The sequence below is a fragment of the Brachybacterium epidermidis genome, assembly GCF_015209585.1.
In the GTDB taxonomy this organism is placed as follows: domain Bacteria; phylum Actinomycetota; class Actinomycetes; order Actinomycetales; family Dermabacteraceae; genus Brachybacterium; species Brachybacterium epidermidis.
The window spans coordinates 1-22,518 of sequence record NZ_JADEYR010000007.1 but is presented as its reverse complement, the minus strand read 5'-3'; the positions used below and the strand labels follow the sequence as shown (position 1 = coordinate 22,518).

Genomic DNA, 22,518 nt, shown 5'->3' with positions numbered 1-22,518 from the left:
GTCGCCGGAGGGGCACGACGCTCGCGAAGACGGGATCAGAGGCGGCCGGATCACCGGGTGAGGGTGTAGGCGAGGACCAGGACAGCGGGCACCGCGAGCGCCAGGCAGCCCCAGATCATCATCGTGCGGCTGTCGCGCTCCTTCTGCTGCGGGGTGCGCTCGGCCTGATCCGAACCGCCCCACCCGCCGCTGCGCCTGCTCCGCAGCACGGTCACCAGGGTGACCACCAGTGCCGCAGCGATGGTGAGGCCGAACAGGATGAGGATGATCGTGTCCATGGGGTCACTCCTGGGTGGGGCGTCGACGGGGCAGGGCGCGTGCCCCAGGCTCTCATGCCGGGGTCGCGGGGAGGCGCTGTTCGGCCCGTGCCAGCAGGATCGCAGCGGGCAGGGCGGGCACCACGCACAGCACCATCGCGGTGAAGGTCAGCACCGGGGAGATGTCGAAGAAGTGCCCGGCGATCGCCGTCATCACCGCCGTGCCCGCCCCGGTGCCCAGCGCGGAGTACAGCCCTTGCGCGGGGACCATCAGGTCAGGGGCGACGTGTCGACGCATCGTCTGGATGAAGCCCACCTGCATCATGCCGAAGGTGAGACCGTGCAGCAGCTGCGAGGCCAGCAGCATCGGCACTGTTGGATCCAGCACCCACACGCCCCACCGCACCAGTGCACCGACGGTCGCGATCAGCATCAGCACAGCCAGGGGCCACCTGTCGGCCACCCCGGCGGTGAGACGGAACACCAGCATCTCCGACAGCGGCGCCAGCATCAGGAACAGGGCGATCACCAGCGGATCCACCTGCAGCCTCTCCAGATGCAGCGCTCCGAAGGCGTAGTACGCCGCGTGAGAGCTCTGCACCAGCACGCAGATCCCCAGGGCCAGCATGAACACCCGGTGCCCGAACAGCGGGCCCCACGCCCCGATCGAACCGGACCTCTGCGCCGCCACCACCTCGTCCCCGATCCGGGACAGCGCGGTCAGCGCTAGAGCCAGCAGCGCGAGCAGGAACACCGGCAGCAGCGCCCCGTTGCCCAGCTGTCGGGCCACCAGCCCGTTCACACCGGCGCCGGCGACGAACCCGAACGATCCCCACAGCCGCACCGGCCCGTACACCAGTGCTCCCCGCTGCGCCCCCAGGGCCGCGGTGGTCTCCAGCAGCGGCATCAGCGTGGGGTACAGCACGCCGAAGGCGGCCGAGAGCACCAACAGACCGGTCAGGCCGGGGTGCGGAAGGAAACCCAGGCCCAGCGCGAAGCACAGCCAAGGCAGCCATCGCGTGATGGTGCCGATGGGCCACAGCCGGTTCGCCAGCGGGAACAGGGTGACCACCGCGATCGCGCGGGTGACCAGCGAGATGGTGATCGACAGCCCGATCTCTGCGCCGTCGAAACCGCGGGCATCGAAGATGACACCCCAGTAGGACAGGAAGGTGACCCAGCTGAAGAAGAAGAGGAAGAACTGCACGCGCATCCAGGTGCGCACGGCGGCTCCCGAGGTCGTAGGGAAGGACCTTCCTATACTGGAGGGACACGCCGCATCGGCGCGCCCGGCGGGGGTGTGACATTCCTGCCCCTGGGCCGGAGCGAGGGGCGGCGGCACACCGACCACCCGTGGAGGCCAGCCCGGTATGACGGCACCGTTCCATCCGACCCGGCCGTTCGATCTCGAGTCCATCCGGAGGGACTTCCCGATCCTGGACCGCCGCCTCGATGCGGACACCGCCATGGTGTACCTCGACTCCGGCGCCACCTCGCAGCGACCCCGCCCCGTGATCGACGCCGAGGTCGACTTCCTCACCCACGACAACGCCGCCGTCAAGCGCGGCGCCCACCGGATGGCCGAGGCCGCCACCGACGCCTTCGAGCATGCCCGCACCACGATCGGCCGCTTCATCGGCGCGCCCCGCAGCGAGGAGGTGGTGATCACCCGCGGCGCCACCGAGGCGCTGAACCTGGTGGCCCGCTCCCTCGGCGACGGCGACGACACCACCCCTGCGCAGCTGCGCGTGAGCCCCGGTGACGAGATCCTGGTGACGGAGATGGAGCACCACGCCAACCTGGTGCCCTGGCAGGAGCTCGCCCGCCGCACCGGCGCCACCCTGCGCTGGATCCCCCTGACCGACGAGTTCACGCTGGACCTCACCGGTCTGCCCTCCCTGCTCACCGAGCGCACGAAGGTGCTGGCGCTGACCCACCAGTCCAACGTGCTGGGCACGGTGAACCCCGTCCGGGAGCTCGCCGAGGCGGCCCGTGCCGTCGGCGCCCTGACGGTGCTGGATGCCGCGCAGTCAGCGCCGCACATGCCCTTCGACGTGTCCGAGCTCGGGGTGGACTTCGCAGCTCTGTCCGGTCACAAGATGCTCGGTCCCACGGGGGTGGGCGTGCTGTGGGGCCGCTACGAGCACCTCGCGGCGATGCCGCCGTACCTCACCGGCGGCTCCATGATCGAGACGGTCACCATGGACCGCTCCACGTACGCCGCGCCCCCGGCACGCTTCGAGGCCGGCACCCCGCCGGTCTCCCAGACCGTGGGCCTGGGCGCCGCCTGCGACTACCTCAGCGCGCTGGGGATGGAGCAGATCGCCGCCCACGAACAGGCGCTGACCACCCGGGCCCTCGAGGGCCTGTCGGGGATCGACGCCGTGCGGGTGCTGGGACCCGGAGCGTCCCCGCAGCGCAGCGGCGCGGTCGCCTTCGTGATCGACGGCGTGCACCCCCACGACGTGGGCCAGGTGCTGGACTCCTTGGGAATCCAGGTGCGCGTGGGCCACCACTGCGCCTGGCCGCTGCACCGCCGCTACGGCGTCACCGGCTCCACCCGCGCCAGCTTCTCCGTCCACACCACCGAGGCCGAGGTCGACGCGTTCGTCGACGGCGTGGCCCGTGCCATCGACTACTTCCAGGCGGCATCCCGGTGACCAACCCTCTCGATTCCCTCTACACCGAGCTCGTGATCGAGCACGACAAGCGGCCCCAGAACGCGGGCCTGCGCGAGCCGTTCGACGCCGAGGTGCACCACGTGAACCCCACCTGCGGTGACGAGATCACCCTGCGGCTGCACCTGGATCGCGATGACCGCGCGGGGGGCAGCCTGCGGATCCGCGACATCTCCTACGAGGCGATCGGCTGCGCCATGAGCCGGGCCTCCGCCTCGATCATGAGCGACCTGCTGATCGGCCGCACCACCGAGGAGGCGCTCCCGGTGATCGAGCACCTGGAGACAGTTATGAGCTCGCGCGGCACCGTGGAGGCCGACGAGGAGCTGATCGGAGATGCCGTCGCCCTGATGGGGGCCGCGAAGTTCCCGGCCCGCATCAAGTGCGTGCTGATGGCCTGGAAGGCGTACCAGGCGGCCCTGGTCGAGACGCAGGCGATGGGGGAGCGGTGAACCTGCCCGTGCACGATCCGAGCGCTCACCGGCCGTCCGTGCTGGCTGACGTGATCGGGGTGCTCGAGGCCGCCTACCCGCTGCGGTGGGCGGAGGCCTGGGACCGCGTGGGCCTGGTGCTGGGAGAGCGCGATGCCGAGGTGAGCAGGGTGCTGCTGGCCGTCGATCCCACCGTCGCGGTGGCCCGCGAAGCCATCGACCGCGAGGCACAGCTACTGGTCACCCACCATCCCCTGCTGCTTCGGGGCGCTAGCTTCCTGCCGGCCGACGACGGCAAGGGGCAGGTGGTGACATCCCTGATCCGTGCCGGCATCGGACTGTGGTGCGGGCACACCAACGTGGACCGGTCCACGCTCGGCACCGTCGGCGCCTGGGTCCGTGCACTCGACCTGCAGGATGCCCGCCCCCTGGTCCCCGGGAAGGAGAGCGGCGAGGCGGCCGCTGCCGACCACGGATCGGAGCTGTTCGGGCTCGGAGCCGTCGGCCAGGTGCCCTCCCCGATCACGGTAGGAGAGCTCGCTGCACGCCTCGCCGGGATCGTGCCTGCCACCGCGCGCGGCATCGCGCACACCGGCCCTGCCGATCGGGAGGTGCGCACGATCGCTGTGTGCCCCGGGGCGGGGGACTCGTTCCTGGAGGCCGCCACCGGTTCGGGGGCCGACGTGTACATCACCTCGGACCTGCGCCATCACCCGGCGCTCGAGCACATCGAGGACGCCGCAGACCCGTCGGCCGTGCCGGCGCTGATCGACGTGGCCCACGCCGCGAGTGAGGCCCTGTGGCTGCCGCTGGCCCGCGAGCTGCTGAACGAGACCCTGCCCGGCATCGAGGTGCTGATCAGCGAGCAGAGCACGGACCCCTGGAGCGGGCAGGTCAGCTCACCCTGTCCACGATAGCCAGACGGTCCCCTTCCAGTTCGACCCCCAGCGTGCCGCCGAAGCCCGCCCGGAGCTGATCGACCACCTCGTCGGGCGTCGAGGCCGGCGCGGCGGCGTCGAGCAGCACACGGGTCACCCAGCCTCGATAGCGCTTCGCGTCGTGCGAGACCACCTTGCGGGTGCCGCTGCGCTCCTGCACCGGGGACACCTCCAGCACCGTCACCTTGGGGGTGGAGCGCATCGGCATCATCGTGCGGTATGCACCGGAGCGGGAGTCGATCACCACGGGGGAGGGGCCCTCGGCCTCCTCGCCGAGCAGCCCGGAACCGAGGGGGCGCAGGTGGCGGGCCCACCATGTGGCGGCCTTCCCCAGCCGCGCCACGGTGGAGCCAGCGGAGAGCCGATAGGCCGGGATCCGGTCCGTGGCGGCATCGACCACCCCCAGCAGGGAGCTCTGCACCAGGACCCGCCTATCAGCCGGGATCTCGATGGAGGGGTCCAGCTGGTCGAACAGCACGCCGGAGTAGACGGTCAACGGCGGGCCCACCGGCTCGTCCTCGAGAGCGACCATCCGCTCCACCAGCTCTGGGGCGGAGGCCGGGACGCCCAGCTTGGTCGCCGCGTCCCTGCTGGCGGCGGTGCGCTGGACCGCGCGAAGCATGGTCGCGCGCTGCTCGGTGAGCTCCGGGAAGGCGAGTGCCCCCAGATCGAGCGCGCCGGCGGCGACGCCGGGGTCGGGCCGGGTCTTGGTCTCCGAGGGAGGCAGCAGGATCAGCACCCCACCATTGTGGATGGCAACGCACGGCCATGGAGGGACCGGCGGTGGAGAGCTGCCGCACGTCCAGGAGGGCGCAGGAGCAGGACCCGCGTAGAATCGTGCGCGGACCAGTCGGCCGGGCAGTCGCGTCCCCGGTGCACGCACCGGGGCCGAGGAAAGTCCGGGCTCCAACCGGCACGGTGGTGGGTAACGCCCACCCGGAGCGATCCGCGGGACAGTGCCACAGAGAGCAGACCGCCGCAGCCGCCTCGGCGGTTGCGGTAAGGGTGAAAGGGTGGTGTAAGAGACCACCGCGGCCTCGGTGACGAGGACGGCACGGCAAACCCCACCGGGAGCAAGGTCAGACAGGGAACGCTGAGGGCGCCGGCCCGAGTTCCCGGGTAGACCGCTGGAGGTCGTCGGCAACGGCGATCCGAGATGGATGACTGCCGATCACAGAACCCGGCTTACAGGCCGACTGGTCCGCTCCCGGTATCCCGTGCGTTCGATGCGGGCGCAGTCCGGCTGCGGTTCTCCCGCCATCGCTGCTCGTCCACACCGCGGCTTTTGGACGCACGTCGAAGGAGCGCGGCTGGGCCGAGGTCCGTCGTGGATGACGGGCGTGCGGTGTCAGTCCTTCGAGGTGGATTTCTTGGCGGAGTTCTTCTCCGTTTTCTTCTCCGCCTTCTTGTCGTTCTTCCTGGCCTTCTTGTCGGCCTTCTTGTCGCCCTTCTTCGCGGACTTCTCGAGCTTCGCCTGGGCCTTGTCAGCAGCGAGACCGGACTTCTTCCGGCCGTTCCCGCCGGCGGCAGCACGGGTCTCGTCCTCCGCGTGGCGCGCCAGGACGGCGGCACCGATGATGCCGGCCTCGTTGCGCAGCTCGGCCGGCACGATAGGGGCCCGCAGGTCGAGCTCGGGCAGGTACTTCTTGTGATGCTTGGAGACCCCGCCGCCGACGATGATCAGGTCGGGGTTGAACAGGAACTCGATCAGCGAGTAGTACTCCTGAAGGCGCTCAGCCCACTGCGACCAGTCCAGCTCCTCGCGCTCCCGCACCGACTCGGCCATGTACTTCTCCGCGGAATCACCGTGGAGGGGGATGTGGCCCAGCTCGGTGTTGGGCACCAGATGACCGTCCACGAACAGCGCCGTGCCCACCCCGGTGCCCAGCGTGGTCATCAGCACCACACCCTTGGCATCCCTGCCGGCACCGAACTCCATCTCGGCGATGCCCGCCGCGTCGGCATCGTTGACCACGAACACGTCATGGCCGGTTCGCTCCGTGAACAGGGCGTCCACGTCCGTGCCGATCCAGGAGTGGTCCACGTTGGCGGCCGTCTTGGCCACACCGTGCTGGATCACGGCGGGGAAGGGCACGCCCACCGGCACCCCCGCGGCGATGTCGAAGGACTCGATCAGCTCGCGCACCGTCTCGGCTACGGCATCCGGTGTGGACGGCTGCGGGGTGGGGATCCGCAGGCGGTCCGTGGCCAGCTCACCAGCCTTCAGGTCCACGGGCGCGCCCTTGATCCCGCTGCCGCCGATATCGATGCCGAAGGCCGTCGTGCTGCTCATGTTCTCTCCTCGATGCGGTGCACGAGCCTGCGAGATGCGCGGCCGTGCCGAACGTGCGATCGCCCCAGTGTGGCAGAAGCTCACACCACGGTCAGCAGTTCCGGACCCTCGGCCGTCATCACCAGGGTGTGCTCGAACTGGGCGGTGAAGGAGCGGTCCTTGGTCACCACGGTCCAGCCGTCGTCCCACTGCTCCCACTCCTGCGCACCGATGGTCACCATGGGCTCCACCGTGAAGGTCATGCCCTCGGCGATCTCGTCGTCGAACATGGGCGCGGAGTCGTAGTGGGGGATCACCAGGCCGTTGTGGAAGCCCTCGGCCACGCCGTGGCCCGTGAAGTCACGCACCGACTCGTAGCCGAAGCGGCCCACGTACTTCTCGATCACCCGTCCGATCACGTTGACCTGCCGGCCGATCTTCGCCGCCCGGATGCCGCGCATCATCGCCTCGTGGCTGCGCTCGACGAGCTCCTCGATGCGCGGATCCACGTCTCCCACCAGGAAGGTGGCGTTGGTGTCGCCGTGCACGCCGTGGATGTAGGCGGTGACGTCCACGTTGAGGATGTCCCCGTCCTGCATCACGGTGGAGTCAGGGATGCCGTGGCAGATCACCTCGTTGAGACTGGTGCAGCAGGACTTCTGGAAGCCCAGGTAGCCCAGCGTCGAGGGGTAGGCACCCTCCGTGACGAGCACGTCGTGCACGACAGCGTCGATCGCGTCGGTGGTGACCCCGGGGGAGGCGGCTTCGCCGGCGGCCTGCAGCGCGAGGGCGGCGATCCGGGACGCCTCTCGCATCCGCTCGATCACATCGGCGCTCTGCACCTTCGGGCCGGAGTCCGAGACTGCCTCGTCCTTGTCGACGTACTCCGGCCTCTCGATGTGTGCCGGAACGGCTCGACGGGGGCCGATGGTGCCGGGCATCAGTGGGGCGCGGCCTTCGGGACGGATCCAACCCTGCTCTACAGTCATGGGTGCAAGTCTCTCACCGACGAGGAGAGGAGTCCGCCGTGGCCGGATCCGCCGAGTACTACTACAACCTCACCAACGGCACCGTGGAGGAGGGGCGGCAGTCGCACGGCAGCGAGCTGATGGGCCCCTACGCCTCCCGTGAGGAGGCGCAGCGCGCTCTCGACAGCGCCGCCGCGCGCAACGAGAAGTGGGAGGACGAGGACGAGAAGTGGGAGGAGTGGGGCGAGCCCCCTGACGAGGGCGTGAGCCCGGAGGCGCGCTGACGCCTCTGTCCAGCGGGGTGTGCGCCCCTCACTCGAACGAGTGCTCCGCGGCGGGGTACGAGCGGGAGGTGACCTCCTCGCGGTACTCCGCCGCTGCACGCTGCAGCTCCGCCCGCAGGTTCGCGAACCTCTTCACGAAGCGTCCCTCGAAGCCCGACAGCCCCGCCATGTCCTGCCACACCAGGACCTGGCCGTCGCAGTCCGGCCCGGCACCGATGCCGATCGTGGGCACGGCGAGCACCTCGGTGATCCGGGCGGAGACGGCAGCGGGCACGAGCTCGAGCACGATCGCCGAAGCGCCCGCCTCCTGCAGGGCCAGGGCGTCCTCGGCGAGGCTGTCCGCAGCGGCCTGATCGCGCCCCTGAACCCGGTGACCCGAGAGCGCGTTGACCGACTGCGGGGTGAAGCCGAGGTGCCCCATCACAGGGATCCCGCAGTCCACCAGTGCCCGCACGTGCTCGGTGAAGGCCTGCCCGCCCTCGAGCTTGACCATCTCCGCGCCCGCGCGGACCAGATCCACGCCGTGCCGCACGGCATCGGCCGGTCCCGTCTGGTAGGTGCCGAAGGCGAGGTCGGCGACGATCAGGGGGCGATGCACGCTGCGCGCCACGGCGCCGGTGAACGTGACCATGTCCTGGTGCGTGGTGGCGGTGGTGGACTCGTGGCCCAGCACGGTGGTGCCCACGGAGTCACCCACCAGCAGCACATCGATCCCTGCCGCTTCGAACACCCGCGCCGTGAACTGGTCATACGAGGTGAGCATGGTGAAGGGCCTGCCGCGCCCCTTGGCGTCCTGCAGGTGACGGATGCGCACTTTCGCGGGGCCGACGGTTCCGCTGCCGGAAGCGGTGGTCATGGGGAGCTCCTGGGGGATCGGAGGACTGATCTGCTGGCCCTGCGCGTCGCCGGTTCGCGGCGCCGGGGGACCTCCAGCCTACGTCCAGCACGGTGCCCGAGCCCCGTCGGCGGGGGCCGATGCGCGGCGGCGACGATGCGGGACCCCGTGACTGTGGCAGTCTGGCGACGGGGCCGCGAGGGCGAGCCCCGGTACAGAGGGAGGGACTGACCGATGTCGAGCACCATGCGTGGAACCATCCGCAGCGTCGCACAGCGTGCGATCCGAGGCACTGCCGTCGGGCTGGGCGGCCTGGCCCTTGCCGTGGGGGCTGTGGCCTGCAGCGGCGATGAGGATCCTGCTGCGCCGACCACCGAGGAGCAGCCTGCGCAGCAGGAGCAGCCCGCCGAGGTGGAGACCACCGGGGAGGAGACGACGGAGGAGTCCTCCAAGGACTCGGCTGCCAGCGACGGTGGTGGAGACACCGCGGGCGAGGCGAACCTGGACGGCGCCAAGGAGCGCTTCGTCGAGTTCCTCCAGGTCGTCGACGACGGCGACTACGAGGCTGCCTGCGGTTTCACCCTCGATCCGACCACCGGGGAACCGCCCGCCGGTGAGACACTCCAGCAGTGCGCCGACAGCCTCGAGGCGGAGATCGGTGCGAACGGCTCGATCCAGCCGGGCACCTTCGACGCCGTCGAGCCGGCGATGCTGCAGGCCGAGGAGAACGCTGACGGCGCCGTCACGGTGATCATGGGCGGGGAGCCCTTCCCGCTGCCCATGGTCGAGCACACCGACGGGCAGTGGTACTTCCACATCGAGCTGTGAGGCTCGCTGGGGAGCGTGTTCCCCAGCGAACCTGACGCGCCCTGCCGCAGCTCCGCGTCCGCGCCGGGCCGGGATCCGAGCGGCGTCCCGGCCCGGTGCGGCACACTGGCGACATGGAACATTTCCACGACGACGTCATCCGCCAGGTCGCCGAGCGGGATGTGCGCTTCATCCGCCTGTGGTTCTGCGACATCGCCGGCACCCTGAAGTCCATCGCGATCTCCCCGGCGGATCTGGAGACCGCGTTCACCGAGGGCATCGGCATCGACGGCTCCACCATCGAGGGCCTCACCCGCAGCTACGAGTCCGACATGATCCTGCGCCCGGATCCGGGCACCTTCGAGGTGCTGGCCTGGCGGGGTGACTCCGATGCGTCCGCGCGCATGATGTGCGACGTGCTCACTCCCGACGGCGAGCCGGCCGCCTCGGACCCGCGTCGCGTGCTGAAGGAGGCCCTGAGCTCCGCCGAGCAGCAGGGCCTGGAGCTCTACGCGCACCCCGAGATCGAGTTCTACCTGTTCCAGGAGCCCTACGAGCCGGGCAGCCAGCTGCGCCCCATCGACAATGCCGGCTACTTCGACCACGTCCACCGCGGTCAGGGCCAGGACTTCCGCCGCACGGCGATCCAGAACCTGGAGGCCATGAACATCCAGGTCGAGTTCTCCCACCACGAGAACGGGCCGGGGCAGAACGAGATCGACCTGCGCTATGCCGACGCGCTGACCACCGCCGACAACATCGTCACCCTGCGCACCGTGGTCAAGGAGGTGGCCCTGTCCATGGGACAGGTGGCCACCTTCATGCCCAAGCCGATGATCGACCAGCCCGGCTCGGGGATGCACACCCACCTGTCGCTGTTCCAGGGCGGCAAGAACGCCTTCCACGAGCCCGGGGCCGAGTACGGCCTCTCACGCATGGGACGGCAGTTCATCGCGGGGCTGCTGAAGCACGCCCCGGAGTACTGCGCGGTCACCAACCAGTGGGTGAACTCGTACAAGAGGCTGTGGGGCGCGCAGGAGGCCCCGAGCTACGTGTGCTGGGGGCACAACAACCGCTCCGCCCTGGTGCGCGTCCCCTTCCACAAGCCCACCAAGGGCACCAGCTCCCGGGTGGAGTTCCGCGGCACCGACTCCGCCACCAATCCCTACCTCGCCTTCGCGGTGCTGCTGGCCGCGGGGATGGCCGGCATCGAGGGGAAGTACGAGCTGCCCGAGGGTGCGGAGGACGCGGTGTGGGAGCTGACGGAGAACGAGCGCCGCTCCATGGGGATCGAGCCGCTGCCCACGGACCTGTTCCGGGCGCTGGAGAGCTTCGAGTCCTCGGAGCTGATGGCGCGCACCCTCGGTGAACAGGTCTTCGAGTTCTTCCTGCGGGACAAGCGCAACGAGTGGCACCGCTACCGGGAGCAGGTCACCGAGTACGAGCTGGCCTCCACCTTCGGGCGGATCTGAGCGGGTGCAGCGATGAGTGAGCCGCCCACCACCACCGGCGCCCTGGCGCGACTGGGATTCAGCCGCACCGATCGGGTGCAGCGCTTCCTGTCCGAACCCGCGCTGGCGGGCCTCGCGGAGGGAGCGGCGGGGACCATCGGCGCCACGGCGGACGGCGACGACGCCGTACTGGGACTTCTCAGGTTGGCCGAGGCCGCGCAGAAGTCAGGACACCAGGAGCTCATGCAGCAGTTCCTCGGCCAGGTGGGGGAGCCGGGCAGTCCCGGAACGCGCCTGGTGGCGCTGCTGGGCACCTCGATCGCCCTGGGGGACTTCCTGGCGCGGCACCCCGAGCAGCTCGCCTTCCTGCAGGAGAGGCAGGACGCCCTGGCGGTCCCGGTGGGATCGGTGCGGGAGGACCTGCTGCGCGCTGTCCAGGCGGATCCGAGCGATGACGTCCCGGTGGCGGGAGCGACCGGGAGGGAGGCACGGGACGCCCTGCGCGTCGCCTACCACGCGCGACTGGTGCAGATCGCGGCCGCCGATGTCAGCGCGGAGGATGCCACACAGGTGCAGCCTGCCGTGTCCCGAGCGCTCGCGGACCTCGCCGATGCCGCGCTCGATGCCGGGGTCGCGGTGGCACGGGCCGCCGTCGACGGGCACCGGGCGGTGCGCTGGACGGTGATCGCCATGGGCAAGACGGGCGCACGGGAGCTCAACTACATCTCGGACGTCGACGTCATGCACGTGATCGCCCCGGCCACGGATGCCGATCAGGACGTGGACGAGGACGAGCTGGTGCGCATCGGCTCCGCGCTGGCCCGTGAACTGGCGCGGGTGTGCTCGGACCGCACCGCCGAGGGCACCCTGTGGCAGGTGGACGCCAACCTGCGGCCCGAGGGCAAGGACGGCCCCCTGGTGCGCACCCTGGACTCCTACCGCCGCTATTACGACAAGTGGGCGGAGTCCTGGGAGTTCCAGGCTCTGCTCAAGGCCAGGCCCGCCGCCGGCGACCGCGCATTGGGGGAGGACTTCGCCTCCATGGTGGCGCCCTGGGTGTGGAAGGCCTCGCAGCGGGACGGCTTCGTGGAGGACACCCGGGCGATGCGCCGCCGCGTGGTCGCCCACATCCCCCGCTCCGAGGCCGAGCGGAACATCAAGCTGGGCCCGGGAGGGCTGCGGGACGTCGAGTTCACGGTCCAGCTGCTGCAGATGGTGCACGGCCGCACGGATGACGACATCCACGCCCGCTCGACCCTGGAGGCACTGGCGCGTCTCGGCGAGGGAGGCTACATCTCCCGCGGCCACGTCGCCGAACTGGACGAGGCCTACCGCTTCCTGCGCAGCATCGAGCACCGCATGCAGCTGCACCGACTTCGTCGCACCCAGGTGATGCCCACCTCCGAGGGTGATGTCAGGCGCCTGGCACGCACGATGGGGCTCGGCGCCGAGGAGTTCACGGCGCGCTACGACCGCACCCGGCGCCGGGTGCGGCAGCTGCATGAGGAGATCTTCTACCGTCCCCTGCTGGTGACGGCCTCGCAGCTGAGCGACGGGCAGATCCGGCTCAGCCCGGAGGAGGCGCAGGCCCGACTGGCGGCCATCGGCTACCGGGACCCGGGCCGGGCCCTGGCCCACATCGAGGCCCTCACCGAGGGGATCTCGCGCCGTGCCTCGATCCAGCGGCAGCTGCTGCCGGCGATGCTCGAGTGGTTCGCCGGCGGCATCGATCCGGACCTGGGGCTGCTGGCCTTCCGGCGGCTCTCGGACGAGATCGGTTCGGCGCACTGGTACCTGGGCCTGCTGCGCGACTCCGGTGTGGCCGCCAAGCGACTGACGCGCGTGCTGGCCGGCAGCCGCTTCGTCGGCGAGCAGCTCGAGCAGATCCCCGAGGCCGTGCGCTGGCTGGCAAGGGACGAGGATCTCATGCCCCTGGACCGGGACCTGCTGGGGCGGGAGTTCCTGGCCGTCATCACCCGGGTCCAGTCGGTGGAGGAGGCGCAGGACCTGCTGCGCCGCACGCGCCGGCGGGAGCTGCTGCGGATCGCACTGGCACACCTGGTGGGCCTGATCGAGCCGATGGAGGTGGCTCGGGCGCTCACCGACCTGGCCGAGGCCGTGCTCGAGGCAGGCCTGCTGGTGGCGTACCACGCCGTGGCCAAGGAGCGCGAGGTGATCGGGGAGAGCACGGATCCGCTCGATGTCGAGGGCGACCCCGGCGGGGAGGGTGAGGTCGACGAGAGCACTGCGCACGAGCTGCGTGAGCGGCGCTCGGACCCGGCCCGAGCGCTGGGCGTGGAGATGGCGATCCTGGCGATGGGCAGCTTCGGGGCCCGCGAGATGGGCTACTCCTCCGATGCGGACGTGCAGTTCATCGCGGTGGATCGCGGTGCGGGGGAGGAGACAGGGCAGATCGCGGTCGCGATCGCCAGCCAGGTCCAGCACATCCTCAACGCCCCCGCCGCCGGCGCCGACATGAAGGTCAACGCCGATCTGCGCCCCGAGGGGCGCAACGGGCTGCTGGCGCGCAGCCTGGAGGGCTGGACCGAGTACTACCGGCGCGACGCGCTCACCTGGGAGAAGCAGGCCCTGCTGCGTGCCCGCCCGGTGGTGGCCTCCGAAGCCCTGGCCGCGCAGCTCACCGAGGAGCTGGATCGCCATCGCTACCCGACCGACGGGCTCGACCCCGCCCGGCGCCGGGAGATCTCCCGGATGAAGGCGCGGATCGAGTCCGAACGGCTCCCCCGCGGGGCGGATCCCTCCCGCCACGTGAAGCTGGGCCGAGGCGGGATGACCGACGTGGAGTGGACCGCCCAGGTGCTCGCCCTCGAGCACGCAGGTGAGCACGAGCAGCTGCGCCGCACCGACACCCTGGGGGTGCTGCGCGCCGCCTCGGAGACAGGACTGCTGTCCGACCGGGAGGTGCGCGAGCTCGCTGACGCGTGGATGCTGGCCTGGCAGGTGCGCCGGGGACTGTTCCTGTGGAAGGGCCGGGAGGGCGCGGTGCTGCCCTCGGACCGCATCGAGCTGCGGGCGCTGGCCCACCTGATCGACGGGGACGCCGGCTCGGCCTCGGAGCTGGAGGAGCGCTACCTGCGTCAGACCCGTCGTGCGCGCCACATCGTCGAGCGCGTCGTGTTCGGCATCTGAGCCGGAACGCCCCGGTCACGGCGTACCCTGGGTGCGTCCCCGCCGCCTGTGCGCGGTGAGAGCCCGCCCGTTTGATGCATCCGTCCGCCCGAGGAGCGATGACCAGCCCTAAGCTCAGCGCCGACACGCCGCGCGGCCGCATGTACCGACTCGAGCCCGACGGGCCCCTGATGTACCCCTCGATCACCACGGTGGCGGGGATGCGGGCCAAGGATCATCTGCAGGGCTGGTACGCCACCATGGCCTCGAAGCGGGCGTTGGAGATGTACGCCTGGTTGGACCGCAACCCCGATCGCGCCCCGGCCGAGATCGCTCGTGTCTCCCGCGACAGGTGGGGCACCCAGAAGCGCATCGCCGCTGCGGCCGAGGAGTACACCCGCAGCGCAGCCGACTTCGGCACCTTCGTCCACTCCCTGTGCGAACTGTGGGGCACCAGCGGTTCCCGGCCGTCCCGCGCGACGATGACGGAGGTCGCCGCCCAACAGCGGGAGGCCTCCGGAGCCTTCGCCGCCGAGCGGGACCTGGACTCCCTGCTGGGGCGGGCCGACCAGCGCCTGGACGGGTACGGCGCGTTCCTGGAGGACTTCCAGCCGGAGTTCATCGAGGTCGAGCAGACGGTCGTCAACCACACCGTCGGCTATGCGGGGACCACCGATGCCATCGTCAAGGTGGGCGGGTCGCTGCTGAGCGCTGACATCAAGACCTCCAAGAAGGTGCGCGGCGACTACGCGCTGCAGGGAGTCGCCGTGGTGCGCGCCGAGCAGCTGCTGGACGACGACGGCACCACCCGGGAGATGCCCGAGCTGACCGGCGCGTTCATCGTGCACCTGCCCGAGGGCGGTGGCTACAGTGCGGTGCCGCTGCGCACCGGGGACGCAGAGTTCGAGGTGTTCCGCTCCCTGCGGCGCTCGTGGTCCTTCGAGCCCGAGGACTGCGCCCTGCAGAAGGCGCAGGACCCGAAGTCACTGCTGCTGTCCCTGCTACGCACCAAGGACGGGCTCGACGGCCTGGTCTGACACGTGCCGGGAGCTGAGCACAGCGGCTCAGCTCCCCTCGGGGGTGCTCTCGCTCATAGCGCAGATCTGGAACGAGGCGCCGGTGGGATCGGCGACCGTGGCGATCCGTCCGAACGGCGAGTCGATCGGGCCGTCCAGCAACGATCCGCCGAGCTCCCGGATGCGCTCGACAGCGGCATCGCACGCCTCGACCGCGAAGTAGATCCGCCAGCCGCCCTCGCCCTCGGGCATCACACCCGTGGCATCGCCCAGGCCCCAGGTCGCCGTGTCCTGGGCACCGTTGGTGACGTAGCGGAAGGAGTCGTCCTCCATCTCCTCGGTCATCGGAACCAGCTCGGCATCCAGCACCTCGGTGTAGAAACGGGCGGCGGCATCGAAGTCGTGCGTCATCACCTCGAACCACACCGGCGAGCCGGTGGCCGCCGTGAACTCGTAGCCCTCGATGTCCCCGGCCTGCCACAGCCCGATCGGGTACCCGGCCGGATCCAGCACGATCGCGAAGCTCCCTGCATCCGCGGCGACGGTGGGCGAGACGATGATCTGGGCGCCGGCGGCCTGGGCCTTAGCCACCCGCGCGTCGAGGTCGTCCACCGCGAGGTACACGGTCCATTCGCTGGGCAACGGGTCGCCGTCCGGGCAGGTCATGCCGGAGACGTCCATCGCCCCGGCCACCAGGGCGCCGCCGTTGCGGATCATCCGGTAATGGCCGTACTCCTCTCCCGCGTCCTCGAACTCCCAGCCGAACAGCTCGGTGTAGAAGGCCTGGGCTGCTCTGAGATCGGTGGAGCCGAGGTCGAGCCAGGTGGTGGTGCCGGTGGGTCGTGACATGGTTCCTCCAGAGGAGCGGGACCGGGATGCCCGGTGCGTGGGTTCCGTCGGTCTCGACCGTAGACGGGGCACGGCCCGCATGTTTGTCCGATCCTGCGCTGCACCGGAACCGAACCGGGTGCGGATCGCATGGTCGCGACCTCATGCCCGACCTCATGCGCGGCACAGGCTCGGCAGGGCCGAGAGCAGCGGCACCCCGAGGCCACCCCGGTCGCTGAAGTGCAGGGTGAGGTCGCCGGGGGCGTGCAGCGGCAGCGGGTGCGCGGCGACGACGGGACGCTTCGGGGGCGAGGTGATAGAGGACGTCGGCACGGGAGGGGATCGCGAAGCCGAGCAGCCACGGTGCTGCCGGGCACAGAGGAACACTAAGCCTCCTCTCGCCGCGCACCAGGATCCCGGCGGCCGGCAGACCGATGGGAGCAGGCTGCGGGTACCAGCCCACCCACACCAAGGCATCGCCACGCTCCTCCACCGCTGCCGGCAGGTCCAGGTGCACCCGGACGGCCCGCGCATCCGCACCGGGCAACGCGAAGGGCGCGGGCTCACGATCGGCCACCCGATCGGCGAGTCGGCGCAGCTGGCCCGGGGGCACGCCCACCGTCTCCCTGAAGCGCCTGCTGAAACTGGACAGGGAGTCGAACCCCACCGCCGTGGCCACGTCCACGACGGGATCCGAGTCGCCGAGCAGCAACCGCTTGGCCGCACCGATCCGCAGCGCCGTGAGGTACTGGCCCGGGCCGATCCCCAGCCGTGCCGTGAACAGGCGCGAGAAGTGGAAGGGGCTGTAGCCTGCCTGATCGGCCAGATCCGTCGCGGTGAGGGTGGGGGCCGCGGACCGCGCGAGCTCGAGGACGGAGGCCAGGGCCGGGCCATCCAGAGGACCCGTTGCCCCTGGCTGCTGCGCGGCCGCCACTCGGTGCATGGGCGCAGGCCGATCCATGGCAGCCTGCTGGTCTCTCGTCATCGTCGCCTCCGGGGTGCTGCTCGCCATCCTCGGTCTGCGCTGGACAGCATGCCGTACACCGCCCGGCTTGTACATGGCTGCAGCCGTGCTGCACGTCGAGGGCCCGCCGCGCTCGTGGACGGACGTGCCGTCACGAGCGGGGCGGGCCCTCGTGAAGTGCGCGCGACCGGCCGGGTCAGGCGCTCACCGGGTACGAGCGACTCAGATGTCGTAGTAGAGCTCGAACTCGTGCGGGTGGGGACGGAAGCGGAACGGATCGATCTCGGTGGTGCGCTTGAGCTCGATCCAGGTCTCGATCAGGTCCTCCGGGAACACATCGCCCTCGGTGAGGTAGTCGTGATCCGCCTCCAGGGCGTCCAGCGCAGCGCCCAGGGACTCCGGCAGCTGCTTGATGAGCTTGTGCTCCTCCGGCGGCAGCTCGTACAGGTCCTTGTCGATCGGCTCCGGCGGCTCGATGCGGTTGCGGATGCCGTCGATCCCGGCCATCAGCTGCGCCGCGAAGGAGAGGTACGGGTTGGCCGAGGGGTCCGGGGCACGGAACTCGATGCGCTTGGCCTGGGGGGAGGTGCCGGTGACGGGGATCCGGATCGCCGCCGAACGATTGCGGGCCGAGTACACCATGTTCACCGGAGCCTCGAAGCCGGGCACCAGGCGCTTGAACGAGTTCACGGTGGGGTTGGTGAACGCCACCAGCGAGGGCGCGTGCTCGATGATGCCGCCGATGTACCAGCGCGCGATGTCCGAGAGGCCGCCGTAGCCGCGCTCGTCGTAGAACAGCGGCTCGCCGTCCTTCCACAGGGACTGGTGGGTGTGCATGCCCGAACCGTTGTCTCCGAACAGGGGCTTGGGCATGAAGGTGGCGGTCTTCCCCGCCTCCCACACCGTGTTCTTCACGATGTACTTGAACTTCATGACGTCGTCGGCGGCCTGCAGGAGCGTGTTGAACCGGTAGTTGATCTCCTGCTGGCCGGCGGTGCCCACCTCGTGGTGCGCGCGCTCCACCGAGAGGCCCACCTCGTCGAGCACGGTGCAGATCTCATCGCGCAGATCGGCCATCTGGTCGTTCGGCGGGACCGGGAAGTAGCCGCCCTTGAGACGGGTCTTGTAGCCCTGGTTGCCGCCGTACTCGGACTCGTCGCGATCGGTGTTCCACACCGCCTCGTCGGAGTCGATCGAGTAGAAGCCGGAGTTAACACCGGTCTTGAATCGAACGTCGTCGAAGATGTAGAACTCGGCCTCGGCGGCGAAGAAGGCGGTGTCAGCGATGCCGGTGGACTTCAGGTACTCCTCGGCCTTCGCCGCGACGGTGCGGGGGTCGCGGGAGTACGGCTCGTCCGTGAACGGATCCACGATCGAGAAGTTCATGATGAGCGTCTTGCGCTCCCGGTACGGGTCCAGGTAGGCCGTCTCCAGGTCCGGGATGAGCTTCATGTCGGACTCGTGGATCGCCTGGAAGCCCCGGATCGAGGAGCCGTCGAACAGCTGGCCCTGCGCGATCGCCTCCTCCGTGAAGGTGCTGGCCGGGATGTTGAAGTGCTGCATGACGCCGGGAAGGTCGCAGAAGCGGATGTCGAGGAACTCGACGTCCTCCTCCTCGATGTACTTCACGACCTCGCTGGGATTGCTGAACACATCTCCTCCATCTGCACCGTGCGGTGCGTCCTCTGGTGTCTCGAACCCCGTGGGGCGGTCGCCGCGCCCCGCTGTGGCACGGGCCGCTCCCGGGTCCTCGCCCGGGTGCGTCAAGTCTAGGGGCGGTGACGGCGGAACCCCCGGGAACAGACACCCGACGGCCGGCAGCAGCGCGACGGGCGCGTTCAGGGCCCCCCGATAGGGTGATCCCGTGATCGACCGCAACGACCTCGGCGCCTGGATCGAGGGCACCCCCCAGGATCCCGACTATGTGCCCGGATCATCCCTCGGGCTGCCTGCGACCGGCCCTGGCTCGGTGGCCGGCACGGGGCGTCGGTTCGTCTCCCTGCTGATCGACTGGGGCCTGTGCGTGGTCACCTCGATGGTCTTCTTCCAGTACGACCCGCTGGCCACACTGCTGCTGTTCGTCGGGATGAACGTGCTGTTCCTGAGCGTTTTCGGGGCCACCCCAGCGCAGTTCGCGCTGGGACTGAGGGTGCTGCCGGTGGCGCGTCGCTGGCCGATGGTGGTGCGGGCGCTGGCCCGCACCCTGGCGATGCTCACCGTCGTCACCGCGGTGGTGTGGAACCGCGACCGGCAGCCGCTCCACGACGTGCTGGCCGGCACCGCAGTGGTGCGCGCCTGAGACGACGAGCCTCCAGCGGCCGGCCCCCACGGGGCGTCTCCGGAGCGCTCGGACCGCCGATAACGGTTGGGTCACGAAGATAACGAGCGCATAACGCCGCCCAGGTCGAGGGGCATCAGGGCCAGTGGGCCGGCGTCCCCGACAGCACGAGGGCGCCATGGGCTGCTGGTACCACGACAGTCCCCTCGATCGCTGGCACGACCAAGGCCCCATCGACCGCTGGCACGACGACGCCCCCATCGGCCGCTGGTACGACGACGGCCCCGCCGAGCGCGTGCGATACGCGCCGACGGGGCCGTGGCAGAGAGGATCAGCGCCCGCGCATGGCCTTGCGGTTGGGGCGGGCCCGCATCGGGTCCACACCCTTGGGCACGGACTGGCGGATGGAGCGGTGCAGCGCCGCCAGGCGCTTGTTCACCTGCGAGGACTCCTCCTTGGTGAGCACGCGCTTCATGCGGGTCATATGGGTGGGGAGCTTGTGCAGCGGCACCTGGCCCTCGCCGTCGCCCACGATGATCTGGTGGATCGGCACGCCCTCGTGCTGAAGCACCCGGCGGATGCTGCGGCGCTCCTTCTCCAGCAGCTTCATCGACGGGCCGGTCTCGTCCTCCGCCACCAGGGCGATGCCGGCACGACCGGCCGCCCGGAACACCATCTTCTGGCTGCGCGGATCAACCTGCACAGGCTCCTCGGACACGTTCCAGCCGCGTCGGATCGACTGCATCGCCGCCAGCGCCGCACCGGGCTGGCCCTTGATGCGGGCGAAGGCGGCGCGCTCCGCCTTGCGTGCCAGGATCAGCATCGCGGCCAGCACACCGAAGCCGACGCCGATGAAGATGCCGTACCACGGGCTGTTGAACACCAGCCAGCTGATCAGCACGCCCAGGAGGATCGCGATCGCCAGGGCGCCCAGCATCAGCGGGGCGGTGGTGCGGTCGATCTCCTGGGTGTACTTGTACACCTCGACCATCTGCTTGATCCGGCCGGGCTTCTTGGTGCCGTCGGGGTTTCGCTTGTCGCGCGCGGGGGCGTCCTTCGCGCGGGTCGAGGTGGTCTCGCTCTTGCGGGCCATGGGGGTCTGGGGGTCCTTCCGGGTGCGTGTGGTCAGCTCGCGGCTGCCTGGCTGCGGGCCACGACGCTCGCGGCCTCCTGATGGGCGGGGGTCTGCTGGTCGAGGTGCTGGAGCTGCTCGGGGATGGGCCGGCCCAGCTTCTTCATGGCCTGGGCCCACAACCGGCCAGCGCGGTACGAGGAGCGCACCATGGGGCCGGCCATCACGCCCAGGAAGCCCATCTCGTAGGCGGCCTCGGAAAGCTCGAGGAACTCCTCGGGCTTGACCCAGCGGTCGATCGGGTGGTGAAGCTTGGAGGGCCGCAGGTACTGGGTGATGGTGATGATGTCGCAGCCGGATTCGTGCAGGGCGTGCAGGGCGTCGAGGATCTCCTCACTGGTCTCGCCCATGCCCAGGATCAGGTTGGACTTGGTGATCATGCCGGCGTCCTTGGCCTGGGTGATCACGTCCAGGGAGCGCTCGTAGCGGAATGCGGGGCGGATCCGCTTGAAGATCCGCGGCACGGTTTCCAGGTTGTGGGCGAACACCTCCGGCCGGGAGTCGAACACCTGCTGCAGGGCGCCGGGATCGCCCTTGATGTCATCGATCAGCAGCTCCACCCCGGTGCCGGGGTTCACCGCGTGGATCTGGCGGCAGGTCTCGGCGAACAGCCCGGCGGCGCCGTCGGGCAGGTCATCGCGCGCCACGCCGGTGATGGTGGAGTAGCGCAGGCCCATCTCCTTGACGGACTGGGCCACCTTCATCGGCTCCATCGGGTCCACGGGGTTGGGCTTGCCGGTGGCGATGTCGCAGAAGTCGCGGCGGCGCGTGCGGGTGTCCCCGCCGATCAGGAACGTGGCCTCCCTGTCCTCCCAGCACTCGAAGATGTTGGGACAGCCTGCCTCCTCGCACACGGTGTGCAGGCCCTTGCCGTGCACGCGCTTCTTCATCGCGCTGTACTCCGGGCCCATCACGGCGCGGGTCTTGATCCAGCCCGGCTTGCGCTCGATCGGGACCTCGGCGTTGCGGGCTTCGACACGGAGAAGACGACGGCCTTCGGGAGCGAGTGTCACGCGCATGCCTCCTTGCTCGACAGTCCTGGCAGTCTATCGAGGTGGGGCGGCGTCCGAGTGGCCGCGACGGGGGTGCCGAGGGTGCGGTGCGCCACCAGTGCGCGCATGGCCTCCTCGGCGGCGTCGATCACCGCGGCCACGGGGATTCGCCGCCCCGCCTCCCGGCTGAGCGTGCTCACGCCCGCGTCGTCGATCCCGCAGGGGATCACGTTGCGCGACCAGGTGAGATCGTTGTCGCAGTTCAGCGCGAAGCCGTGCATCGTGGCGCGTTTCGAGACGCGCAGGCCGATGGCGGCGAGCTTGCGCTCCCCGGCCCCGTCCCGCATCCAGACACCGCTGCGCCCGTCCACCGTGGTGCCCTGGACGCCGACGCTCGCGCACACCTCGATCAGTGAACGCTCAAGGGCGCGCACGAAGCCCACCACGTCGATCGGCGCGGGCAGAGCCACGATCGGGTACCCGACGAGCTGCTGGGGTCCGTGCCAGGTGATCTTCCCTCCCCGGTCGATGTCCACCACCGGCGCCCCGTCCCTGGGGCGCTCGTGCAGGGCGGTGAGCTTGCCCGCGGTGTACACCGGCTGGTGCTCGAGCAGCAGGAGCGTGTTCGGACGATCGCCGGCGACCACCTGCGCGTGGATGCGCCGCTGGAGGTCCCAGGCGGCCATGTACTCCACGGGGCCCGGAGGAAGGGAGAACTCCTCGTGGCGGTCCCCGCCGGGAAGAGGTTCGCTGAAGCCGAGACGGATCACATCGAGCACAGGCCAAGGGTACGCCCGGTGCTCCCTGCGCGTTGTGGATGACCCGGGCCGGGACCCGCCGTTGTGCGCTTCACTGCGGGCATGGACATGACGGAGGGAACCATCCTGGTGGCCACCGCGGACCGTGAGGACCTGCTCCTCGCAGCGGGGGGTGCCGAGGTGGTGCGGGTGCGGGCGCTCACCGGATTGGGGGAGCAGCTGGTGCGTGCCGAACTGCAGCTGCTGGCCTCGCTCGAGGTGGCCGGGGTGCGCGCGGCGCCGGCGGTGCTGGAGATCGAGGACGACGGCTATCTGCGCGAAGCCGGGAATCCCGTCGGGCCCGGGAGCACGGATGGTCCGCGGGCAGCGCAGGGCCGTCGCAGGGCCCTGGAGACGGCCCCCGGAACGCAGGAGCGCCAGTACCTGGCCCGGGCCCGTGAGGACCTCGACGCCCTGGTCACTGCCCTGCACGATCGGGGGTGGGTGCTGGGGGCGAGCCC

General features: G+C 70.3%; 22 protein-coding genes, 1 other RNA gene and 1 pseudogene. 11 read left to right on the top strand and 13 right to left on the bottom strand.

Annotated features, from left to right (window positions below):
* Nucleotides 1-50: 50 nt before the first annotated feature.
* A complete protein-coding gene (locus IOE58_RS08035) occupies nt 51-278 on the bottom strand; it encodes a hypothetical protein (RefSeq protein WP_193865890.1) in 228 nt (75 codons plus the stop codon).
* Nucleotides 279-330: 52 nt separating this feature from the next.
* Nucleotides 331-1,482: an MFS transporter gene (locus tag IOE58_RS08030; protein WP_193865889.1), complete on the bottom strand. Its 1,152-nt coding sequence runs from the start codon at nt 1,480-1,482 to the stop codon at nt 331-333.
* Nucleotides 1,483-1,627: 145 nt separating this feature from the next.
* Here IOE58_RS08030 and IOE58_RS08025 point away from each other — a divergent pair, with 145 nt between their 5' ends.
* Genes IOE58_RS08025 through IOE58_RS08015 form a run of 3 tightly spaced genes read left to right on the top strand, consistent with a single transcriptional unit; the run spans nt 1,628 to nt 4,283 of the window.
* Entirely contained in the window at nt 1,628-2,917 is a 1,290-nt protein-coding gene (locus tag IOE58_RS08025; RefSeq protein ID WP_193865888.1) for an aminotransferase class V-fold PLP-dependent enzyme, read from the top strand.
* Nucleotides 2,914-3,387 carry a Fe-S cluster assembly sulfur transfer protein SufU gene (gene sufU / locus IOE58_RS08020; protein WP_193865887.1) on the top strand — a complete coding sequence of 158 codons (474 nt, stop codon included), beginning with the start codon at nt 2,914-2,916 and terminating at the stop codon, nt 3,385-3,387. The genes IOE58_RS08025 and sufU overlap by 4 nt, the downstream gene beginning before the upstream one ends.
* The gene (locus IOE58_RS08015) at nt 3,384-4,283 is read left to right on the top strand and encodes a Nif3-like dinuclear metal center hexameric protein (RefSeq protein WP_259890750.1); all 900 of its coding nucleotides are present in this window, start codon (nt 3,384-3,386) and stop codon (nt 4,281-4,283) included. The genes sufU and IOE58_RS08015 overlap by 4 nt, the downstream gene beginning before the upstream one ends.
* Here the strand turns inward: IOE58_RS08015 and IOE58_RS08010 are convergent.
* Nucleotides 4,261-5,043 (bottom strand): YaaA family protein, encoded by a 783-nt coding sequence (locus IOE58_RS08010; RefSeq protein WP_193865886.1) that lies wholly within the window; start codon nt 5,041-5,043, stop codon nt 4,261-4,263. The genes IOE58_RS08015 and IOE58_RS08010 overlap by 23 nt on opposite strands.
* Before the next feature lie 107 nt (nt 5,044-5,150).
* Here IOE58_RS08010 and rnpB point away from each other — a divergent pair.
* Nucleotides 5,151-5,508: RNase P RNA component class A (rnpB, locus tag IOE58_RS08005), an RNA gene on the top strand.
* A 144-nt stretch (nt 5,509-5,652) separates the two neighbouring features.
* Here the strand turns inward: rnpB and ppgK are convergent.
* Nucleotides 5,653-6,597: a polyphosphate--glucose phosphotransferase gene (gene ppgK / locus IOE58_RS08000; RefSeq protein WP_193865885.1), complete on the bottom strand. Its 945-nt coding sequence runs from the start codon at nt 6,595-6,597 to the stop codon at nt 5,653-5,655.
* 80 nt (nt 6,598-6,677) lie between these two features.
* Complete coding sequence (gene map, locus IOE58_RS07995) at nt 6,678-7,565, bottom strand: type I methionyl aminopeptidase (RefSeq protein WP_193865884.1); 888 nt, start codon at nt 7,563-7,565, stop codon at nt 6,678-6,680.
* 38 nt (nt 7,566-7,603) lie between these two features.
* On the opposite strand from map, the gene IOE58_RS07990 reads away from it, so the two are divergent.
* Nucleotides 7,604-7,828 carry an SPOR domain-containing protein gene (locus IOE58_RS07990; RefSeq protein ID WP_193865883.1) on the top strand — a complete coding sequence of 75 codons (225 nt, stop codon included), beginning with the start codon at nt 7,604-7,606 and terminating at the stop codon, nt 7,826-7,828.
* A gap of 28 nt (nt 7,829-7,856) precedes the next feature.
* Here IOE58_RS07990 and panB read toward each other — a convergent pair whose 3' ends face one another.
* Complete coding sequence (gene panB, locus IOE58_RS07985) at nt 7,857-8,684, bottom strand: 3-methyl-2-oxobutanoate hydroxymethyltransferase (RefSeq protein WP_193865882.1); 828 nt, start codon at nt 8,682-8,684, stop codon at nt 7,857-7,859.
* Between the two features lie 225 nt (nt 8,685-8,909).
* Here panB and IOE58_RS07980 point away from each other — a divergent pair, with 225 nt between their 5' ends.
* From IOE58_RS07980 to IOE58_RS07965, 4 genes are all read left to right on the top strand, one after another.
* Nucleotides 8,910-9,491, top strand: coding sequence for a hypothetical protein (locus tag IOE58_RS07980; protein ID WP_193865881.1), 582 nt, complete (start codon nt 8,910-8,912; stop codon nt 9,489-9,491).
* 113 nt (nt 9,492-9,604) lie between these two features.
* Nucleotides 9,605-10,942 (top strand): glutamine synthetase family protein, encoded by a 1,338-nt coding sequence (locus tag IOE58_RS07975; RefSeq protein WP_193865880.1) that lies wholly within the window; start codon nt 9,605-9,607, stop codon nt 10,940-10,942.
* A 12-nt stretch (nt 10,943-10,954) separates the two neighbouring features.
* Nucleotides 10,955-14,071, top strand: coding sequence for a bifunctional [glutamine synthetase] adenylyltransferase/[glutamine synthetase]-adenylyl-L-tyrosine phosphorylase (locus IOE58_RS07970; RefSeq protein WP_193865879.1), 3,117 nt, complete (start codon nt 10,955-10,957; stop codon nt 14,069-14,071).
* 98 nt (nt 14,072-14,169) lie between these two features.
* Nucleotides 14,170-15,087 carry a PD-(D/E)XK nuclease family protein gene (locus IOE58_RS07965; RefSeq protein ID WP_193865878.1) on the top strand — a complete coding sequence of 306 codons (918 nt, stop codon included), beginning with the start codon at nt 14,170-14,172 and terminating at the stop codon, nt 15,085-15,087.
* Between the two features lie 27 nt (nt 15,088-15,114).
* Here IOE58_RS07965 and IOE58_RS07960 read toward each other — a convergent pair whose 3' ends face one another.
* The 4 genes and pseudogenes from IOE58_RS07960 to glnA all read right to left on the bottom strand — a co-directional run bounded on the left by IOE58_RS07960 (nt 15,115) and on the right by glnA (nt 18,511).
* Complete coding sequence (locus IOE58_RS07960) at nt 15,115-15,915, bottom strand: VOC family protein (protein WP_193865877.1); 801 nt, start codon at nt 15,913-15,915, stop codon at nt 15,115-15,117.
* A gap of 153 nt (nt 15,916-16,068) precedes the next feature.
* On the bottom strand, nt 16,069-16,227 hold the full coding sequence (locus IOE58_RS14335; RefSeq protein WP_228019337.1) for a hypothetical protein: 159 nt from the start codon (nt 16,225-16,227) through the stop codon (nt 16,069-16,071).
* A gap of 316 nt (nt 16,228-16,543) precedes the next feature.
* Nucleotides 16,544-16,837 (bottom strand): annotated as a pseudogene (locus IOE58_RS14330) (helix-turn-helix transcriptional regulator); the annotation flags it as partial.
* A 243-nt stretch (nt 16,838-17,080) separates the two neighbouring features.
* A complete protein-coding gene (gene glnA, locus IOE58_RS07950; RefSeq protein ID WP_193865876.1) occupies nt 17,081-18,511 on the bottom strand; it encodes a type I glutamate--ammonia ligase in 1,431 nt (476 codons plus the stop codon).
* A 211-nt stretch (nt 18,512-18,722) separates the two neighbouring features.
* Here glnA and IOE58_RS14785 point away from each other — a divergent pair, with 211 nt between their 5' ends.
* Nucleotides 18,723-19,157 carry an RDD family protein gene (locus IOE58_RS14785; RefSeq protein ID WP_193865875.1) on the top strand — a complete coding sequence of 145 codons (435 nt, stop codon included), beginning with the start codon at nt 18,723-18,725 and terminating at the stop codon, nt 19,155-19,157.
* A gap of 310 nt (nt 19,158-19,467) precedes the next feature.
* On the opposite strand, the gene IOE58_RS07940 is transcribed toward IOE58_RS14785, so the two are convergent.
* From IOE58_RS07940 to lipB, 3 genes are read right to left on the bottom strand one after another with little or no spacing between them, the layout of a single operon-like run.
* On the bottom strand, nt 19,468-20,229 hold the full coding sequence (locus tag IOE58_RS07940) for a DUF4191 domain-containing protein (protein ID WP_193865874.1): 762 nt from the start codon (nt 20,227-20,229) through the stop codon (nt 19,468-19,470).
* 32 nt (nt 20,230-20,261) lie between these two features.
* Nucleotides 20,262-21,281 (bottom strand): lipoyl synthase, encoded by a 1,020-nt coding sequence (gene lipA / locus IOE58_RS07935; RefSeq protein ID WP_193865873.1) that lies wholly within the window; start codon nt 21,279-21,281, stop codon nt 20,262-20,264.
* Complete coding sequence (gene lipB / locus IOE58_RS07930; RefSeq protein WP_193865872.1) at nt 21,278-22,039, bottom strand: lipoyl(octanoyl) transferase LipB; 762 nt, start codon at nt 22,037-22,039, stop codon at nt 21,278-21,280. Before lipB ends, lipA begins: the two co-directional genes overlap by 4 nt.
* A gap of 81 nt (nt 22,040-22,120) precedes the next feature.
* Between lipB and IOE58_RS07925 the strand changes: the two genes are divergently transcribed.
* On the top strand, nt 22,121-22,518 hold a 398-nt coding region (locus IOE58_RS07925; RefSeq protein ID WP_193865871.1), incomplete at its 3' end, for a hypothetical protein.

Coding starts and splice junctions, on each gene's coding strand:
- IOE58_RS08035 (WP_193865890.1), bottom strand. CDS start 278: ATGGACACGATCATCCTCATCCTGTTCGGCCTCACCATCGCTGCGGCA.
- IOE58_RS08025 (WP_193865888.1), top strand. CDS start 1,628: ATGACGGCACCGTTCCATCCGACCCGGCCGTTCGATCTCGAGTCCATC.
- ppgK (WP_193865885.1), bottom strand. CDS start 6,597: ATGAGCAGCACGACGGCCTTCGGCATCGATATCGGCGGCAGCGGGATC.
- map (WP_193865884.1), bottom strand. CDS start 7,565: ATGACTGTAGAGCAGGGTTGGATCCGTCCCGAAGGCCGCGCCCCACTG.
- panB (WP_193865882.1), bottom strand. CDS start 8,684: ATGACCACCGCTTCCGGCAGCGGAACCGTCGGCCCCGCGAAAGTGCGC.
- IOE58_RS07980 (WP_193865881.1), top strand. CDS start 8,910: ATGCGTGGAACCATCCGCAGCGTCGCACAGCGTGCGATCCGAGGCACT.
- IOE58_RS07975 (WP_193865880.1), top strand. CDS start 9,605: ATGGAACATTTCCACGACGACGTCATCCGCCAGGTCGCCGAGCGGGAT.
- IOE58_RS07970 (WP_193865879.1), top strand. CDS start 10,955: ATGAGTGAGCCGCCCACCACCACCGGCGCCCTGGCGCGACTGGGATTC.
- IOE58_RS07965 (WP_193865878.1), top strand. CDS start 14,170: ATGACCAGCCCTAAGCTCAGCGCCGACACGCCGCGCGGCCGCATGTAC.
- IOE58_RS07960 (WP_193865877.1), bottom strand. CDS start 15,915: ATGTCACGACCCACCGGCACCACCACCTGGCTCGACCTCGGCTCCACC.
- IOE58_RS07940 (WP_193865874.1), bottom strand. CDS start 20,229: ATGGCCCGCAAGAGCGAGACCACCTCGACCCGCGCGAAGGACGCCCCC.